This is a genomic window from Halomonas sp. A3H3 (assembly GCF_000982975.1).
In the GTDB taxonomy this organism is placed as follows: Bacteria; Pseudomonadota; Gammaproteobacteria; order Pseudomonadales; family Halomonadaceae; genus Vreelandella; species Vreelandella titanicae.
On record NZ_HG423343.1, the window covers coordinates 4,063,822 to 4,081,686 of the forward strand.

At 56.9% G+C, this 17,865-nt stretch carries 14 protein-coding genes; 7 read left to right on the forward strand and 7 right to left on the reverse strand.

Features of this window, described 5'->3' with window-relative positions:
• Positions 1–25: 25 nt before the first annotated feature.
• Genes HALA3H3_RS18345 through HALA3H3_RS18360 form a run of 4 tightly spaced genes read right to left on the reverse strand, consistent with a single transcriptional unit; the run spans position 26 to position 4,788 of the window.
• Complete coding sequence (locus HALA3H3_RS18345; RefSeq protein ID WP_053857231.1) at positions 26–1,645, reverse strand: alpha-glucosidase family protein; 1,620 nt, start codon at positions 1,643–1,645, stop codon at positions 26–28.
• 30 nt (positions 1,646–1,675) lie between these two features.
• Positions 1,676–2,518 (reverse strand): carbohydrate ABC transporter permease, encoded by an 843-nt coding sequence (locus tag HALA3H3_RS18350; protein WP_022523017.1) that lies wholly within the window; start codon positions 2,516–2,518, stop codon positions 1,676–1,678.
• Complete coding sequence (locus HALA3H3_RS18355; protein ID WP_022523018.1) at positions 2,518–3,501, reverse strand: carbohydrate ABC transporter permease; 984 nt, start codon at positions 3,499–3,501, stop codon at positions 2,518–2,520. Before HALA3H3_RS18355 ends, HALA3H3_RS18350 begins: the two co-directional genes overlap by 1 nt.
• 15 nt (positions 3,502–3,516) lie before the next feature.
• Positions 3,517–4,788, reverse strand: coding sequence for an ABC transporter substrate-binding protein (locus HALA3H3_RS18360; protein WP_022523019.1), 1,272 nt, complete (start codon positions 4,786–4,788; stop codon positions 3,517–3,519).
• 455 nt (positions 4,789–5,243) lie between these two features.
• Between HALA3H3_RS18360 and HALA3H3_RS18365 the strand changes: the two genes are divergently transcribed.
• The 7 genes from HALA3H3_RS18365 to HALA3H3_RS18395 all read left to right on the forward strand — a co-directional run bounded on the left by HALA3H3_RS18365 (position 5,244) and on the right by HALA3H3_RS18395 (position 14,584).
• Positions 5,244–6,752, forward strand: coding sequence for a carbohydrate porin (locus HALA3H3_RS18365; protein WP_022523020.1), 1,509 nt, complete (start codon positions 5,244–5,246; stop codon positions 6,750–6,752).
• A 139-nt stretch (positions 6,753–6,891) separates the two neighbouring features.
• Positions 6,892–9,597: an HTH-type transcriptional regulator MalT gene (gene malT / locus HALA3H3_RS18370; RefSeq protein WP_022523021.1), complete on the forward strand. Its 2,706-nt coding sequence runs from the start codon at positions 6,892–6,894 to the stop codon at positions 9,595–9,597.
• 145 nt (positions 9,598–9,742) lie between these two features.
• Positions 9,743–11,437, forward strand: a complete 1,695-nt coding sequence (locus tag HALA3H3_RS18375; RefSeq protein WP_022523022.1) for an alpha-amylase family glycosyl hydrolase — start codon at positions 9,743–9,745, stop codon at positions 11,435–11,437.
• Positions 11,425–12,540, forward strand: coding sequence for a sn-glycerol-3-phosphate ABC transporter ATP-binding protein UgpC (gene ugpC, locus HALA3H3_RS18380; protein WP_053857037.1), 1,116 nt, complete (start codon positions 11,425–11,427; stop codon positions 12,538–12,540). Before HALA3H3_RS18375 ends, ugpC begins: the two co-directional genes overlap by 13 nt.
• A gap of 112 nt (positions 12,541–12,652) precedes the next feature.
• A complete protein-coding gene (locus tag HALA3H3_RS18385; RefSeq protein ID WP_022523024.1) occupies positions 12,653–13,177 on the forward strand; it encodes a DUF3455 domain-containing protein in 525 nt (174 codons plus the stop codon).
• 118 nt (positions 13,178–13,295) lie between these two features.
• Positions 13,296–13,850 carry a sigma-70 family RNA polymerase sigma factor gene (locus HALA3H3_RS18390; RefSeq protein WP_236557458.1) on the forward strand — a complete coding sequence of 185 codons (555 nt, stop codon included), beginning with the start codon at positions 13,296–13,298 and terminating at the stop codon, positions 13,848–13,850.
• Positions 13,847–14,584: an anti-sigma factor gene (locus HALA3H3_RS18395; protein WP_022523026.1), complete on the forward strand. Its 738-nt coding sequence runs from the start codon at positions 13,847–13,849 to the stop codon at positions 14,582–14,584. Before HALA3H3_RS18390 ends, HALA3H3_RS18395 begins: the two co-directional genes overlap by 4 nt.
• Positions 14,585–14,601: 17 nt before the next feature.
• Here the strand turns inward: HALA3H3_RS18395 and trkA are convergent, their stop codons facing one another.
• Genes trkA through HALA3H3_RS18410 form a run of 3 tightly spaced genes read right to left on the reverse strand, consistent with a single transcriptional unit; the run spans position 14,602 to position 17,829 of the window.
• Complete coding sequence (gene trkA / locus HALA3H3_RS18400) at positions 14,602–15,975, reverse strand: Trk system potassium transporter TrkA (RefSeq protein WP_022523027.1); 1,374 nt, start codon at positions 15,973–15,975, stop codon at positions 14,602–14,604.
• The gene (locus tag HALA3H3_RS18405) at positions 15,972–16,694 is read right to left on the reverse strand and encodes a response regulator (RefSeq protein ID WP_022523028.1); all 723 of its coding nucleotides are present in this window, start codon (positions 16,692–16,694) and stop codon (positions 15,972–15,974) included. Before HALA3H3_RS18405 ends, trkA begins: the two co-directional genes overlap by 4 nt.
• Positions 16,684–17,829 carry a sensor histidine kinase gene (locus HALA3H3_RS18410; protein ID WP_022523029.1) on the reverse strand — a complete coding sequence of 382 codons (1,146 nt, stop codon included), beginning with the start codon at positions 17,827–17,829 and terminating at the stop codon, positions 16,684–16,686. The genes HALA3H3_RS18405 and HALA3H3_RS18410 overlap by 11 nt, the downstream gene beginning before the upstream one ends.
• Positions 17,830–17,865: the final 36 nt, after the last annotated feature.

Sequence of the window (17,865 nt, forward strand, 5' to 3'; positions counted from 1 at the left end):
GGGTCGGCCTGTTGTTGTTTAGAGCTTATGAGACGACGCGCATAAAGGCCGCTTGATACCCCGGTAGCGTCAGGCTGTCACCGTCGCGCTGGGGGGTAAAGCCGTGGCCCTGCAAATCGCATTCAATCGCTAGTGGCAGATTAACCGTCTGCGCTTCGGCGGTGAGGTTGAAAACACACAGCAGAGTTTCATCCCCTTTTTGTCGGCTAAAACCGAGCAGCGTTTCGCCTACATCGACCAGCGTTAAGTCACCATCGAACAGTGCGGGGTGCTGACGCCGGAAGGCCAGCATGTTGCGCAGCGCATTCAAGGTGGAGTTGGCATCATCCTGTTGGCGGCTGACCGCCATATCCCGATGGCTGGCCTCTATGGGGAGCCAGGGTTCAACGCTGGAAAAACCGCCATGTTCGCTACCGTTCCAGGGCATTGGCGTGCGGCAACCGTCGCGACCTTTGAATTCCGGCCAGAGCACTTTGCCGTAGGGGTCTTGGATGCGCTCAAAGGGCACGTCGGCTTCTGGCAGGCCGAGCTCTTCGCCTTGGTACAGGCAGACGCTACCGCGCAGCGAGCAGAGCATGGCCAGCGCCACTTTAGGGTAGGCGGTGGGGTCTTCGCCAGCACCCCAGCGGGTGGCACTGCGTACGACGTCATGATTGGAGGTTGCCCAGCAGGGCCAGGCGTCGCCCGCCAGACGCTGAAAGCGCTCCAGCACTTCATGAATATAGCGCGCAGAGTGGGGCGTGTTGAGCAAGTCGAAGGTGTAGGCCATATGTAGCTTGTCGCCACCGGCGGTGTACTCGGCCATGCGCTCCAGCGGGTTATCGTCGCCAATTTCGCCCACGGTCGTGGTGCCGGGGTATTCGTTCATCAGCGCCCGCAGATCTTTCAAGAATTCGAGGTTTTCGGGGCGGCTCAGGTCGTAGACGTGGCGCTGCCAAGTGTAGGGATTGCTATCCGGTGCACCCAGGGTTTTAGCTTCGCCTTTGGGAACCGGCGGATTGTCGCGCAGCTCGGTGTCGTGGAAGTAGAAATTGACGGTATCCAAGCGGAAACCGTCTACGCCCAGATCCAGCCAGAAACGCATATTGTCCAACTGCGCCTGACGTGCTTCCGGGTTATGGAAGTTAACGTCCGGCTGGCTGGTCAGGAAGTTATGCATATAGTACTGCTGGCGGCGGGAATCAAACGTCCACGCCGGGCCGCCGAAAATCGATAGCCAGTTGTTGGGTGGCGTGCCATCCGGTTTGGGGTCGGCCCATACAAACCAGTCGGCTTTAGGATTGTTGCGGTTTTGGCGACTCTCCTGAAACCAGGCGTGTTGATCCGAGGTGTGGCTAATCACCTGGTCGATCATCACCTTCAGGCCCAGCGAGTGGGCTTTTGCCAGCAGCGCTTTAAAGTCTTCCAGGGTGCCGAACATGGGGTCGACGTCGCAATAATCGCTAATATCGTAGCCAAAATCGAGCATCGGCGAGGTGAAAAATGGCGATAACCAAATGCCGTCCACATTGAGGGAGGCAACGTAATCGAGTTTTTCGGTAATACCGTTAAGGTCGCCAATACCGTCACCGCGGCTATCCATAAAGCTGCGCGGGTAGATCTGGTAGATAACCCCGCCGCGCCACCAGAGTGTGTTGTCTTGCATCGTAGAGTCCAACGTTGACATAAAAATTCCTTATCCTTTAACGGCGCCTGCGGTAAGGCCTGACACAATGCGGCGCTGGAAGATAATCACTAATACGACCAGTGGCACCGTGACCACCACAGAAGCGGCCATAATCGGCCCCCAGGGCAGTTCGTAGGCACTGCCGCCTGACAGCAGCGCAATAGCGACGGGCACCGTGCGCTGGGCGTCGGTCAGCGTGAAGGTGAGGGCAAACAGAAACTCGTTCCACGCGGCGATAAATGCCAACAGGCCGGTGGTCGCCATGGCGGGCCACATCAGCGGCAGAAATACTTTCGTGATGGTTACCCAGGGCGTGGCGCCGTCCATGATGGCGGCCTCTTCCAGCTCCATGGGCAACTGCTTCATAAAGGTGGTCAATACCCATACGGTGAAGGGCAGGGTGAAGATGGTGTAGCTTAAAATCAGCCCGGCGGGGTTGTTGTAAAGGTTGAGCGCACGAATCACCTCAAACAGTCCCGAAAGAACCGCCACCTGAGGAAACATCGACACCCCAAGAATCACCAGCAGCACCGTGGAGCGGCCCCGAAAGCGCACGCGGCCCAGGGCGTAAGAGGCAGTAATGCCGAGTAGCAGGGCAATAAACACCACGCTAAACGCCACCACAATGGAGTTGAAAATAGCGCGCAGAAAGCTGGTTTGGCTAAAAATGCTGATGTAGTTATCGAAGTTCCAGTTCGAAGGCCAAAGCTCGACACGGAAAAGGTCGCTTGATGGTTTTAACGAGGTGACTACCGCGTAGTAGAACGGGAAAACGGCGTACACCATGATCAGCACAATGAGCGCCCAAAAACCGATGCGCTTGGCTATTTTGGCCAACTGACGAGTATTCATTAGTCACCTCCCAATTGGATTTGTTTACGCCCAACGTAGAGGTAAGCCACGGTAGCCAGGGCAATGATCAAGAACAGCAGGGTAGAAGCGGCACTGCCGTAACCGACATCCTGAAACTCGACCAGTTGTTGGCGGGCATAGACCGACATCGACATGGTGCTGGTGGAGTTGGAAGTGAGTACGTAAATAACATCGAAGACACGCAGCGCATCCAGCAGGCGGAAGATCACTGCGACCATTAACGCCGGGGTAATCAGCGGTAGGGTAACTTTGAAGAACACCCGCAGCGGGTGAATGCCGTCTACCTCAGCGGCCTCGTAGCAATCCTTGGCCAGCATCTGCAGAGCAGCAAGCACCAGCAGCGCCACGAAGGGAATGGTTTTCCACACATCGACCATAATCACCGCCCACATGGAGTAGGCGGCGTTCGCCGTCCAGGCGATGGGGGCATCGATAATGCCCACGTTCATCAGCAGGTGATTGATGATGCCGAATTGGTCGTTGAGCATCCATGCCCACATTTGCGCGGAAACAATGGTTGGAATTGCCCAGGGAATCAGCACCGCAGCGCGCACAATTACGCGCCCCTTAAACTCGGCGTTTAAAATCAGCGCTACAATCACCCCGAAAACCACTTCCAGTGATACCGACACCACCGAGAAGTAGACGGTGTTCCATACTGACTGCCACCACACTGAGTCGGCCAGTACCCCATACCAGCGGCCATCGTCATAGACGAGGTAGTTCTCGAAGCCAATCAGATTGGCAGCGCCTAAATCTGACAGTGATGCATCGGTGAAGCTGAGAAAAAAGGTGCGCACCAGTGGCCAGCCAGCGACCAGGGTTAACGCAATCAGCATGGGGGCTAAAAAGAGCCAGGCGGCTTTAACCCGCTGACGGCGAACCTTAGTGCCCCGGCGCGGCTTGGTAGTGAAAGAACGCGCCCCGGCGGGCGCGTCATCATGCTTGATGGAGGTCGACATGGAAAGGCTCCAGGGTTACCAGTTGCGACGCTTCAGGCGAGCCAATTCGTCTTCAAGATCAGCGACCGCTTGAGTGCCATCTTTAGTGCCGGAAAGCACGTCATGGGAGGTGCTGAAGAAGGCGTTACTCACCCGGCCATAAGCATCACCGGTGGGGGCAGAGGGGCGAGCGACCGCATTGACGAAGGTGTCGTAAAGGGTGCCAAAGAAGGGCACGGCTTCAAGCACTTCGTCATCCTGGTAGAGGGCGTCGATAGTGGGGTTGTAAGAGGCCTGTATGGCGCGACGCTTCTGTTCCTCTTCACCGGTCAGGAAGGCGACCAGGTCGGCGGCCAGCTCGGGGTGTTCGCTGTAGCGCGATACCGCCAGGTTCCAGCCGCCCAGGCCAGCGGCACTTTGGCCGTTTTCGCCACCTGCGGGCAGTTGGGTAACACCTACTTTGCCGCGAACGTCACTGTCTTCGCTTTGGGCCAGTGCCCAGGCGTAGGGCCAATTGCGCATAAACACGGCACCGCCGCTTTGGAAGACGCCGCGCGCTTCCTCTTCGGTGTAATTGAGCACACCGTTAGGCGAAATATCACCAATCCACGATGCGGCTAGGTCGAGTGCTTCTGCGGCGTGTTCGTTGTTAATGCTAATTTCGCCATCGGCTTCCACCACTGTGCCGCCGCCAAAGCTGGCTACCCACTCAAGGGCGTTAACGGTCAAACCTTCATAGGAGCGCCCCTGGAAGACATAGCCCTGCATACCGTCTTGGCCCTCAGCGCGCTCGGCGTCTTTGATCTCGCGGGCAATTTCGGTGAGTTCTTGCCAGGTTTTTGGCACGTCATGACCATACTTTTCCAGCAAGTCTTCGCGGTAGTAGAGCACGCCCGCATCGGTGAACCACGGCATGGCGACTAAACGGTCATCGATGGTGTTGTTGGTGACAATGGTGTCAAAGTGCCCGGCAGCGGCGTCATCGCCAAGCACTTCTTTGAGGTCGAGTAGGTGATTGGCGAGTAGGCCAGGCCACACCACGTCAATCTGCATCACATCGATATCGCTGGAGTTAGCCGAAAGGATCTGCTGGTAGAGCGAAAGGCGCTCGGTGGAGGAGTTGGGCGTTGAAACCACATCGACGCTATGGCCGGTTTTCTCTTCCCAGGCGCGTACGCCTTCCTGGCACAGCGTCAGCTCTGCGCCGACTGCGCCACAGGAAATGGTGAGTTCTTCAGCCTGAGCTTGGCTTGTTGCACTAAGCGTGCTGGCTACTGCGATGGCGGTAGTGATTAAAGTCTTTTTCATAACGGCGTACCTCGACGTTTATTGTTGTGGATGGTGTGGCTTCTAAATTAGCGTTAATTCACAAACTCAACGTTTGTTCAATGGCTCTCTTAATCTTTATCTTAATCGATTAAGATTGTGATGCTCAGTTAGCCGCTTTGATCGAGGAAGTTCAATAGCGACTTTTGTCTAACGACATTATTCAGTTTTCACTAAATAAAATCGTTCCTTAGACATTAGTCGCTAATTAGCAACTAGCCGTTGGTAAAAAGAGACTTAATCGATTAAGTTTTGGCTACCTTTCCTTAAGCGCCGTGGCGTTTAGCAGCAAAGCCACTACCCCCTGGGTGAACCGTGCAAGGGAAGTGTTATCGATTCGATCTTAATCGATTTAGGCAAAAGCGCTTACAGGCAGACGCTTAAAAACAGGCGCTAATAAACAACCGCTTGCCAATAACAATAGGGTACTCAAAACAATGCATAAAATGACATTTAAAACGCCGTTAGCCATTGCGATTGCCACCGCCAGCTTGGGAATGAGCGGTGTTGCTTCGGCACAAATGACCATGGAACAACGCTTTGCCGAGCTTGAAGCCCGCATTGAAGCCGCGGAACAGCGCGCTGATGCCGCCGAGCGCCGTGCCGAGATTGCCGAGCAATCACAGTCGACTGCCGTGGCGACAGAGAGCGACGCGGAGATCGAAGAGCGTCTGGCCCGGGTAGAGCGTTACGCCGATGGCGAAGAGGGGTTCTCGTTTAACGTTTATGCGCGTTCAGGCTTGTTGATTGGCGAAGATGGTAAAAGCGAAAATGCTGGCCCTTACCTGACACCCGCGGGTGGAGAGGGCGGCGCCGTTGGCCGTTTAGGTAATGAGCCGGACACCTACGCTGAAGCGATTTTCAACTACCGTATGCAGTTCGATAACGGCGCCAAAGCGCTTTATCGCACCATGATTGCAGACGGCACGACCTCCAGCAATGACTGGACTGGCGGCGAGTCCGATCTCAACGTGCGCCAAGTGTTTGCTGAATTCAGCGACCTTCCCAGCTTTACCGGCGCATTTGAAAACGCCTCTATCTGGGCCGGTAAGCGCTTTGACCGCGATAACTTCGATATCCACTGGCTCGACAGTGATGTGATTTTCCTGGCCGGTACCGGTGGCGGTATCTACGACATGCAGTTGGCAGACAACTGGAAGTCTAACCTCTCGATTTATGGTCGTAGCTTTTCTGATTATCCGATCATTGACCGCGAGAACCCCGGCCTTGAAGGCGACACCGACAACCTGATCCTGACCTCCAACAACTACTTCGGCAACTGGCAGTGGATGATCAACGGTATGTCCGCTGCAGACAACGACGAGCGCGACATTGATGTCGGCCAAACCGCTGCCGATACCGGTTTCCACACCATGATTGCTTATCATGGCGACAGCTTCTTCGGTATGGGTGAGGGTAGTTTCAAAGCGGCCGTGTTGCATGGCCAGGGGTTAGGCGCCGAGACCAAAAGTCTTGGTTCACGGGGTGATCTCACCGACGACGCTACCGCTACACGTCTAGCGCTCTATGGCACCACTTATATTGCTCCGCAGTGGCGCGTTGCTCCCTCCATTTTGGCTGAAACCAGCGAAGATCGTTATGCCCAGGGCGATAAGTACAACTGGGCAGGACTCAACGTGCGTCTGGCCAACGAGTTAACCCAGAACTTCGAAATGCAGTACGAAGCTGGCTATCAGTGGATGGATCTGGATCCTCAGGGTTACAGCGGTCGTAACGCCGTTGATGGTGGTTTCAGTAAATTCACGATTGCCCCCACCTTCAAGCCTGAAGTCGGCGGCTTCTGGCAGCGTCCTGAGATTCGTCTGTTCACTACCTTCAGTGATTGGGATGATGACCTTAACAACTACGGCGCCAGCTCACTGGGCAACGAAGGCTTTACCGGTGGTCAGTGGACTTTCGGCGTTCAGACCGAGGTATGGTTCTAAATCGATGTAAGTTGGTTAGCGTTTAACTGTTTCTTCTCCAATGCTCTTTGCCCGCGACATGTCGCGGGCTTTTTTATAGCTTTAAAAGAATTTGTGAATAGTATTTATGGAGGGATAGCAGGGTTGCTCAGGAGCGTTTATGTCACTACTGCAAGAGAAATTAAAAGCGCCGCCACTACCGCTTGGTGTAGTGGCCCGGCCGCGCCTTAATGACCGTTTCGGGTTAGATGAACGTGTCCGCTTACTGATGGTGCAGGCGCCTCCAGGCTATGGCAAAACCACGCTGCTGGCTGAGCGGCTGACCGCGCTGGAGCAAGAGGCCACTTGGCTAGGCTTGGATCAGCGCGACAACCAACCCGCGCGGTTTTTAGCCTACTGGCAGGCAGCGCTCGATGGACTGTTAATCGAGCACACACGGCTTTCACCCGTGGCAGACGATGGAGACTGCGTGGAGCAGTTAGAGCGCTGGCTTGGCGAATTGCCTGAGCAGCGCTCGTCGTGTCGTTTGGTAGTGGATAATTTTGAGCACCTTAGCCACCCGGATATCTTAGCTGGGATCGCCCACTGGCTGCGTCATCAGCCGCCTTGGCTAACGTTAACGCTGGCCAGCCGCTCAAGGCCAGCATTGGGTTTGGCAAGCCTGCGGCTAAGAGGTGAACTCGAAGAGATCGACCTTCACGCGTTGGCCTTTGACAGCGAGGAGGCGCAAACCCTGTGTGCCGAACAGTTGAGCTTTCCCCCCACGCGAGTCAGCCTGGAGCGTGCACTGCGCAGAAGCGGTGGCTGGGTAATGGCGTTGAGCTGGCTGGTAGAGCGCACCACCACGCGGGCAGGGTTTGACGCCCTGGTTGACCGGTTAAGTGGTGCCCACCCAGACTTTGCCGCTTGGTTTGACGAACTGCTCTCCGCTGCACTGCCATTGGAAGAGCGAGAGCTAATGCTGCAACTGGGGGTACTGGAGCGCTTTTCCCCCGAGCTTATGGCCCGACTACTGGAAGGGGAGCGCTTGACCCAGCGCCTGGAGGCCTTTGAACAAGCGGGGCTATTTATTGAACGCCCAGACCCGCATGCTCAGTGGTACCGCTTTCAACGACTGTTTGGCGAGTACCTCCGTCATCGCCGTCATGAGCTTAGTTTGGCCACCCAGCGCGTGCTGCACCAGCGCGCAAGCCAGGCGTGGTTAGCCTTGAACGATCCGGTGATGGCTCTGCGCCAGGCGATACTCGCCGAGGCCCCTGATGACGTGGCAAGCCTACTGACCTCCCAAGGGCCTGCCTTGCTGGCAAGCGGCGCCTATGCGCTGTTGGCCAAGGGCTTCGCCCTGCTCGGTGAGCCGCGGCTCTCTACCCGTCCGGAACATACGCTGCTTTATGGCTGGGTCTCCCATGCTCAGTTTCAGTTTGATATTACCGCACGCGTGATTGGCTGGATTGAAGCACAGTTGCAAGCGCCAGAGTGGCAGCTGCTCAGCGCTGAATTCGCTACGCTGCGCGCCCAGTTGGCGATTAATCAAGGCGATGCCGAGCGCGCCGCACCGCTGGCCGAGCAAGCGCTAGCCGTACCCGCCCGCTATTTAGCCTCCACGCCGCTGACTGCCACCGCCATCTTGAGTGAGGCGCGCTTTGTGCTGGGCTATTTGGAAGAGTCGCTGCAGCGGGTGCGCGAGGTAGAGCGCCAGGCCCGCCAGCGTGATGATCATCAACTGCTGCTCTGGTCGTTTTGCCATCAGTCGGAGACGCTGGTGGCCCAAGGACGACTACAGGCCGCCTACGATATTCAGGAGCGCGCCTTTGCGCACTTGGAGCGGGCCGAGCTCGAGCATCTGCCCGTGGCGGAGTTTCTCTACCGCATTCGCAGTCAGGTACTCTGGGAGTGGCACCGGCTGGACGAAGCCGAGCAGGCCGCGCTGAAAGGCATCGCCGTGCTGGATAACCAGGGGGAGCGCTGGACACTTCAGTGTCATATCCAACTGGCCAAAATCGCCCAAAGCCGTGGCGACCAAGCCCAGTGCGCTGACCATATTCGGCGGCTGCGCAAAATTCTCGCAGAAGGGGATTACCATATTGACTGGGTGGCGAATGCTCACGCTACCCTGTTGGCCTGGTGGCACTCCACCCAGGATCTTGATGCGGTAGAGCGCTGGCGCCAGGAAGCGCCGTCCCCCATTACTGAAGGGGCCACCAACCACTTTTCCCAGTGCAATGTGCGCAACCACGCTCGGGCGCTCACGCTGCTGGGGCGCTTTGATGAAGCCTGCATGCTATTAGAGGCCCTTGAAGTGCACACTCAGCGCTTGGGGCTGGTCACGGATGCCAACCGCAACCAGATCTGTCTCGCGGCAGCGGCGTGGTATGCAGGAAGAGAAGAGCATGCCTGCCAGCATATGCATCAAGCGCTGAGCTTGGCTTCCCGCACCGCCCTGGTGGGCAGCTTTCTGCGACTGGGCAAACCCCTTGGGGAGTTGCTCAATCGGTTGCTCGACAGCGGCACCTTGGATGCCTTAGAGCACGCGAGGGCAGAGCGGTTGCTGGCGCTGGCGGGGCGCCAGAAGGATTTTGGCAGCGCCCGACGCTTAATGCTGGATGAAACGGTGATCGCCGATATTGTCGCCCGGCCAGATGTCCCCGAGCTGATCCGCACTTCGCCGCTCACTCGCCGGGAGTGGCAAATCCTGGGGCTGATTCATGCCGGGCTTTCCAATGAGCAGATCGCCGAGCAGCTGTCGGTGGCGCCTACCACCATCAAAACCCATATCCGCAGCCTCTATCAAAAGCAGAATATTCGACGGCGCGACGAAGCGATTGCCCTGGCGGGGCAGTTGCTGACGCATATTCAGGGGGAATAAGTCGACAGACGGGCTACTCCTAACGCCTACGCCCAGAGTCACCCTGGGGGGAGGATTTTATCTTGTGAGCAACCCTGCATCATGCCGAGTAACCAGCAAGAACTATGTCAAGAACTGTGACAAGAACTATGGCAAGGACAAAACAATGATGCAGACAACCTCTACTTCCCACTACGTTGGTAGCCAAGGGGCCGACTGGTGGCGCGGCGCCGTGATTTATCAAATCTACCCACGCAGCTTTATGGACAGCAACGGCGACGGCATTGGCGACTTAAAAGGCGTGATCGACAAACTTGATTACATCGCCTCGCTTAACGTCGATGCGATTTGGTTGTCGCCGTTCTTTACCTCACCGATGAAAGACTTCGGCTACGACATCAGCAACTATCGCGATGTTGATCCGATGTTTGGCACCCTGGAGGATTTCGACCGTTTAGTCGAGGGTGCCCATGCCAGGGGGCTAAAAGTCACCATCGATCAAGTCATGTCGCACACTGCCGATCAGCATGCCTGGTTCGAAGAGAGTCGCCAAAGTCGTGATAATCCCAAAGCCGACTGGTACGTTTGGGCTGACCCTAAGCCCGATGGCGCGCCGCCCACTAACTGGCAATCCGTGTTTGGCGGCAGCGCCTGGCAGTGGGACACCCGCCGCTGCCAGTACTATCTGCATAACTTCCTGGCTAGTCAGCCGGATTTAAATTTCCGCACACCTGTGGTGGTCGATGCCATGCTGGAGGAAGTGCGCTTCTGGCTAGAGCGGGGCGTGGATGGCTTCCGGCTGGATGCGGTGAACTTCTGCACCCACGGCGAGCTAAAAGATAACCCGCCGCGCCAGGAGATTACCGAAAGTTTTCTAGGCGTTCGCCCCGACAATCCCTACGGCTACCAGCTTCACCAGTACGATAAAACCCAGCCCGAAAACCTGGTGTTTCTGGAGCGGCTGCGCGCTCTGTTGGATGAGTACCCCGGTACCACCAGCGTGGGCGAGGTAGGCGATGACGACGCCTTGGGCGTGATGGCGGAGTACTCCCAGGGCGGCAAGCGGCTACACATGTGTTATTCGTTCAACCTGCTCACCGATAAATCTGACCCCGGCTACTTGCACGAAACGCTAACCGAAATGGAAGCACGCATTGGCGATGGCTGGCCCTGCTGGGCGCTGGGCAACCACGACGTGACGCGGCTGGCAACTCGCTGGCAGGCAGAAGGGCAGCTGGATAAGCTGCGCCTTTATATGGTGTTTCTACTCACTCAGCGCGGTAGCGTATGCCTTTATCAAGGTGAAGAGCTGGGTCTGCCCGAAGCTCAGCTAACGTTTGAACAGTTGGTTGACCCTGCGGGAATTACCTTCTGGCCCGCTTATAAAGGCCGCGATGGCTGCCGAACACCGCACCCCTGGCAGGCCGATGCCCATCATGCGGGCTTTAGCAGCGCCACACCCTGGCTGCCGGTGCCTAATACTCATGCTAATCTCGCTGTTGATCAGCAAGATAACGACACTGATTCATTGCTCAATGCCTACCGCGATTTTTTAGCCTTCCGTCGTACTCAGCCTGCGTTGGTGAAGGGCGATGTGCGCTATCACGCTGTGCGTGACGATGTGCTCTGTCTTGAGCGCACCTACCAGCAAACACGGTTACTAATTGCTCTGAATTTTAGCGGTCGAACGGTCACCCGTTCGGCGCCTGAAGGCGCTGAAGCCATTGCCGGTGCCCCCGCGTGGCTAACCGGTGAGTGGCAGGGCAGCCAACTGTCGCTTCCGCAACTGTCCCTTCCGCCCTATGGCGTGGCGATTGCCCGTTGCCCGCAATCCCAGGAGGACGCGCCATGGGACGTTTAACCCTAAGCGGCATCGGTAAATCCTTTGACGGAGTGGAAATCTCGCGGGATATCGATCTCAACATCGAAGACGGCGAGTTCGTGGTGTTCGTTGGCCCCTCCGGCTGCGGAAAGTCCACGCTGCTGCGTATGATTGCCGGGCTTGAAGACATCAGCGAAGGGGATATGCAGCTAGATGGCCAGCGGATCAACGAGATTCCGCCCCAGGAGCGGGACATCGGCATGGTGTTCCAATCCTACGCCCTCTACCCGCACATGAGCGTGGCCGAGAACATGGCCTTCGGCCTGAAGCTGGCCCGCACCGACAAAGCGGAAATTCACCGCCGCGTTCAACACGCCGCCGAGATGTTGCACCTCACCGAGCTATTGGAGCGTAAGCCTAAAGACCTCTCCGGCGGTCAGCGCCAGCGGGTAGCCATTGGCCGCACGCTGGTCAAAGAGCCTGCCGTGTTTCTGTTCGATGAGCCGCTCTCTAACCTGGACGCCGCGCTGCGGGTGGATATGCGGGTGCAGATCGCTGCGCTGCATAAGCGCTTGAACGCCACCATGATCTACGTGACTCACGACCAAGTGGAGGCGATGACGCTGGCTGACCGCATTGTGCTGCTTTCCCGGGGAAGAATCGCCCAGGTAGGCGCGCCGCTCTCGCTTTATCACTTTCCCAAAACCTTAGAGGTAGCGGAGTTTATCGGCTCGCCGCGCATCAATACCTTCCCGGTCACGGTAGTCGACTCAGGTGAGCGCCAAACGGTGGTGCGTTTGCCTAACGGGGAGACACTGACGGTGGCGGTCAATGGCAAGCACCTCCATTCCGGTGATGGCGCCACTTTGGGATTGCGGGCAGAAGATTTTGTATCGCCCGAGCAGGCGGAGGCTCGGCTGACAGCGAGATTAATGGTGGCGGAAAAGCTGGGTTACGAAACCCTGGCGCATCTGCAGGTAGACGGTATAGACGCTACCTTAACCCAGCGTTTGGATGGCTTAACGCAACTAACCGAAGGCCAAACGATCGACTTGGGTTTAGCGGGCCAGCATTGCCATCTTTTTGATCTACAGGGGAGTGCCTGCCCGCGGCAGGTGGTGGTAGATGGGGTAAGCCAATAATCGCCCATCTTATTTTTTTCAATAAAAGTGCATCCAATACGTCTCCTCGCGGGTAATCCCTATACAGGCGCTATTTAAGGCGGCTGATAAAAAACCTTTTAGGAGACTGAAAATGACCATCCAACCTCTTACGCGTGCAGCACTTGCCGCTACCTTGATTGCATCCTTCAGTCACGTCGCGCTGGCAGACATGACGCCCGCGGAAGTTCAGGTGCCGGACGGTAATGCTGTCGCCCTCGAAACCGTTGGCGTTGGCGCTATTACCTACATGTGCGAAGCCAAAGACGACGGCAACATGGGCTGGGTATTCAAAGGCCCCCACGCGGCGCTTAACGACAGCGAAGGCACACAAGTAGGAAGCTACTACGGCCCGCCAGCCACCTGGGAAGCGTTGGATGGCTCAAAAATTACCGGCACTCAGCTAGCCACGGCTGCCAATGGTGATGGCAACATCCCGCTTCAACTGGTGGAAGCCAATCCGGCTGAAGGTGAAGGCGCTATGGGCGGTGTTAGTTATATTCAGCGCCTGAACACCCAGGGTGGCGTTGCCCCGGACGTCACCTGCGATATGGATCACGACGGAGCCACCGCGGTAGTGACCTACCAGGCGGACTATATCTTCTGGGCTGCTGAATAAGTCGGCTGGAATGTTAATTCCGCTGGGGGCTCGTCTGTCGAGTCCCCAGCGGCTATGCTGTCTGCGAGAACGACGACTGGCGTCGGTGCCGTCACCAGGGAGCTAGGGTTTGACTGACGTGTCTTCAGAATTTGATCATGCTGCGGCATTAGCCAACTGTGCCCGTGGCGAGCATGACGCCTTGCACCAACTCTATGTTCATGAAGGTGCCCGACTATTAGGCGTCGTCATAAGAATCGTCAAGGATCGTGGTATGGCCGAGGATATTGTCCACGATGCCTGTCTTAATATTTGGCAGCATGCCGATAGTTTTGATCCCGCCAAAGGATCCGCGCGGACGTGGATATTTAGCGTGGCGCGTCACCTGGCACTGAACGCTATCCGTTATCGCGACCGTGAAGTCACTTTTGATAATCACGATCCCACCGAATTAGATCTCGATGAACATTTTCAGCACGCCTCCGTTGCCGATGAAGCTTTCGATTGGCAAACCGGCCAGCGGATGGATAGCTGTTTGGAAGCGCTTGAGCCGGAGCGGCGTAACTGCGTACTCCATGCCTATGTTGACGGCCTTAGTCATGCGGAAATTGCGGCGCATACCGGCGCGCCGCTGGGAACCGTAAAAGCCTGGATCAAACGCAGTTTGCTGCGCCTACGGGAGTGTATGGCATGAGCCGCCCCAGTCAGCACGAACACCAAGACGACCATACTTTAGCGGGTGAATACGTGCTGGGTACGCTTTCGTTAGAGCAGCGTAAGGCGCTAGAGGCCCGGCTACCTAACGAGCCTGAATTGCAACAAGCCGTGATGGCTTGGGAAGAGCGTTTCTTGCCCTATACCGCTATCACCGACCCGGTAACGCCTTCTGACAATTTATGGCCGCGTATTGAGCGCAGCTTAGCGTCACGGGAAGCGCTTGCTAAGCGTGCTCGACCTGCCTCTGTCGTGCCGCCAAGACCTCGCCGCATGCTGCACAGCCTGCCGCTTTGGCGCGGCGCTGCCGGGTTTGGCTTAGCGGCGGCGTTAGTATTGGGCGTGATGCTGGCCAATGAAGTAATTGAACCGACGACCCCCGAGTACATGGTGGTTCTGCTTGCTCCGCAAACGCAGTCAGCGGGTTGGGTAGTGCAGGCCTCATCACGCCAGGAAATCGAGCTGATCCCATTGGGTACTTTCGAAGTACCTGAAGGTAAAGCGCTTGAGTTTTGGACCAAAGCAGATGAGTGGCAGGCCCCGGTATCGCTGGGTTTAGTGGAGCCAGGGCAGCCGATCCGTTTGCGCTTGGATGAACTGCCGCCTCTTGAGGATAACCAGCTATTTGAGCTAACGCTGGAAGACGAAACCGGCTCACCAACCGGCCTGCCCACCGGGCCGATTGAGTTTATTGGCCGCGCGGTCGAGATTTAGCCACTCAAAAGCGCCAGTTAAAAGAACGTCAAGCCGACCTGGAACAGGCGCTCCACGTCGCGAATGCGGCGCTTGTCGATCACGAATAGAATCACGTGGTCACCGCTCTCAACCATCACATCGCCGTGGGCGATGATGACTTCCTTGCCGCGCACAATCGCACCGATGGTGGTGCCGTCGGGCAGTGCGATATCGCGGATGGTACGGCCTACCACTTTTGATGACTGCTTGTCGCCGTGGGCGATGGCTTCAATGGCCTCGGCGGCGCCCCGGCGCAGCGAGTGGACGTTGACGATATCGCCCCGGCGCACGTGGGTCAGCAGGCTGCCAATGGTTGCCTGCTGGGGAGAAATAGCGATATCGATCTCGCCCCCCTGCACCAAGTCCACATAGGCGGCGTTGTTGATCAGCGTCAGCACCTTCTTCGCCCCCAAACGCTTGGCGAGTAGCGACGACATGATATTGACCTCGTCGTCGTTGGTCAGCGCGCAGAAGATATCGCACTCTTCGATATTCTCCTCTTCCAGTAAGCGCTTGCTGGTGGCGCTGCCGTGGAGCACCACGGTGCGATCCAGCCGCTCGGAGAGGGTGGTGCAGCGCTCCAGGCTGTGCTCGATGATCTTGACTTGGTGACTATGCTCCAAATGCTCCGCCAGCCGCTCGCCGATATTACCACCCCCGGCGATCACTACCCGGCGGAAGTCCCGCTCGACCCGGCGTAGCTCGCTCATCACTGCGCGAATATCCCGGCGGGCGGCGAGGAAGAACACCTCGTCGTCAGCCTCGATGACCGTATCGCCACGGGGAATGATTGGTCGGTTACGACGGTAAATGGCGGCTACGCGGGTATCCACGTTGGGCATATGGCGGCGCAAAAAGGCCAAATCCTGGCCCACTAGCGGGCCACCGTAGAACGCTTTCACCGCCACCAGCTGTACCAGGCCACCGGCAAACTCCAGCACCTGCAGGGCACCGGGGTGCTCGATCAGGCGGCGTACGTGGTCGGTGACCACCTGCTCGGGGCTGATCAGTACATCAATGGGGATCGCTTCGTGGGCAAAAAGGCCTTTACGGGTCAAATACGCGGTGGCGCGCACCCGGGCAATTTTGGTCGGGGTGCGAAACAGCGTATGGGCGACCTGGCAGGCGATCATATTGATCTCATCGCTGTTGGTGACAGCGATCAACATATCGGCGTCTTCACAGCCTGCCTGGCGCAACACAATCGGGTAGGAACCTGCCCCGGTGACGGTGCGGATATCGATTTTGGTGTGCAGCTCGCGCAGTTTTTTGGCGTCAGTGTCAACGACGGTGATGTCGTTTTCCTCGCGGGCGAGGTGTTCTGCCAGTGTGCCGCCGACCTGGCCGGCGCCGAGAATAATAATTTTCATACGGTCTTGTCCTCACGGTCAGGCTCAAAAGAGAGTCGGTAACCAATGCCGGGTTCAGTTTGCAGAAGGGAGGGGGACTGGGGGTCATCACCTAGCTTTTGACGCAACTTGCTCACCACTATGCGCAAGTAATGCGTATCTTCCTGGTGAGTTGGGCCCCATACCTGTCGTAATAGCTGGGTCTGCGTGACCACTCGCCCAGCTGAAGCAATAAGCTGGGCCAGCACGGCGAACTCTTTAGGTGTTAGATGAACGGCCTCGCCGTGCAAGCTTACTTGGTGAGCGGCCAGGTCAACTATCAAACCGCCATGCTGGAAACGCTGAGCGCTTGGGCTGGCGCGCCGCCTTAATAGGGCTCGAATACGTGCCAACAGCTCTTGAATGCCGAAGGGTTTGGTAACGTAGTCGCTCGCCCCGTTATCCAGGGCGCGCACTTTTTCAGCCTCATGGCCGCGCACCGAAACAATGATCACGGGCACCTCGCTATGCTTGCGGATAGAATCGAGCACTTGCTGTCCATCCATGTCTGGCAGACCAAGATCCAGTAAAACGATGTCTGCATTAGCGGTGAGGGCATCAGCATTGAGTTTTTCCAACCCCTCGCGACCACTGGAGGCCTCAATCACCTGAAACCCTTGAGAAGTGAGGCTGATACGCAAAAAGTGACGAATGTGCGGCTCGTCATCAATGACTAATACGCGCGCTTGATCAGTGCTCATTCTCGGCGTCCTTGCTGGGTGCCGATAGGGGCAGCGTCATGGTAATCCTGGTGCCAACATTGTCAGGCCCAGGGCTTGCGTGGATTTGACCCGCGTGGGCGCCAAGCATTCCCCGACAAATCGCCAGCCCCAGGCCGCTACCGTGCAGGCTGCGATCGCCGTCGTTACCGGTGACAAACATATCGAACACGCGCTCGCGTAGTGCTTCGGGTATGCCAGGGCCTTGGTCGGTAACCGAAAACAATAAGATGGACGGGTCTCCAGCCCTTTTATCATCACGACATTGGGCTTCGATAGTGATATGGCCATTAGGTGGTGAGAAGCGTGCCGCATTTTCAAGCACGTTGACCAGCGCTTGCTCAATCAGGGCGGGGTGAACGTAAAGTAGTGGTAGCTCTTTTGACCAGTGCTGCTCGACTTGGAAACCTTCAAGGGCACTGCCCAGTCGCTTCCGCGCTGAAGCGACTAAATCATCAAACGCCACCCAATCGCGCTCGATTTTCATATCGCCATGCCCTAGTCGGGTCATGTCCAACAAATTCTGTATATAGCGGTTAAGGCGTTCACTTTCGCTTAATACGCCATCTAGTAACGCAAAGCGATCCTGTTGACTGAGCTGTGCATCAAGAGTGCGAAGCGAGCTGGCCGCGCCAATAATCGACGCTAGCGGAGTGCGCAGGTCGTGGGAAACCGACGATAGCAGCGCTGAACGCAACCTCTCCTGCTCTTCAGCCAAGCGAGCGGCACTAAGCTCCAGCAGGCGTTGGCGGCTGTCTCCGGCGAGCTTGCCGACTACCAGTGCGACTAATAGAAAGAACAGCAGTGTTAGCAGTTGCTCTTGCTCTTCAACCGCTAACGAAAAGTGCGGAACGGTGAAGCAAAAATTAAACGTCAGAAACCCCAGTACGGCACATAGCAGAGCTGCGTAGCTTCCTGCTAACACCGCACTGGCGAGAACCGCGGTAAGAAAAATCAGCGAAAGATTAGCCAAGGCTAGCCAGGTATATAGTCCCCAGGCGATTAGCAGAGCAATTAGCGTGCTCGCCAGCGCAATCAGGATTTCTGACGGCATTGGCAAGCGCAACTGGTTCGCAATCTGCCCAAAGGGTTTGAACATCGGTTTTCTAAACGTCATGACACGATTGTCCTTCACGAACGTCCTTCAAGATAT

Coding starts and splice junctions, on each gene's coding strand:
- HALA3H3_RS18405 (WP_022523028.1), bottom strand. CDS start 16,694: ATGAGCACTGATCAAGCGCGCGTATTAGTCATTGATGACGAGCCGCAC.
- HALA3H3_RS18350 (WP_022523017.1), bottom strand. CDS start 2,518: ATGAATACTCGTCAGTTGGCCAAAATAGCCAAGCGCATCGGTTTTTGG.
- ugpC (WP_053857037.1), top strand. CDS start 11,425: ATGGGACGTTTAACCCTAAGCGGCATCGGTAAATCCTTTGACGGAGTG.
- HALA3H3_RS18365 (WP_022523020.1), top strand. CDS start 5,244: ATGCATAAAATGACATTTAAAACGCCGTTAGCCATTGCGATTGCCACC.
- HALA3H3_RS18385 (WP_022523024.1), top strand. CDS start 12,653: ATGACCATCCAACCTCTTACGCGTGCAGCACTTGCCGCTACCTTGATT.
- HALA3H3_RS18345 (WP_053857231.1), bottom strand. CDS start 1,645: ATGCAAGACAACACACTCTGGTGGCGCGGCGGGGTTATCTACCAGATC.
- malT (WP_022523021.1), top strand. CDS start 6,892: ATGTCACTACTGCAAGAGAAATTAAAAGCGCCGCCACTACCGCTTGGT.
- HALA3H3_RS18355 (WP_022523018.1), bottom strand. CDS start 3,501: ATGTCGACCTCCATCAAGCATGATGACGCGCCCGCCGGGGCGCGTTCT.
- HALA3H3_RS18360 (WP_022523019.1), bottom strand. CDS start 4,788: ATGAAAAAGACTTTAATCACTACCGCCATCGCAGTAGCCAGCACGCTT.
- trkA (WP_022523027.1), bottom strand. CDS start 15,975: ATGAAAATTATTATTCTCGGCGCCGGCCAGGTCGGCGGCACACTGGCA.
- HALA3H3_RS18395 (WP_022523026.1), top strand. CDS start 13,847: ATGAGCCGCCCCAGTCAGCACGAACACCAAGACGACCATACTTTAGCG.
- HALA3H3_RS18375 (WP_022523022.1), top strand. CDS start 9,743: ATGATGCAGACAACCTCTACTTCCCACTACGTTGGTAGCCAAGGGGCC.
- HALA3H3_RS18410 (WP_022523029.1), bottom strand. CDS start 17,829: ATGACGTTTAGAAAACCGATGTTCAAACCCTTTGGGCAGATTGCGAAC.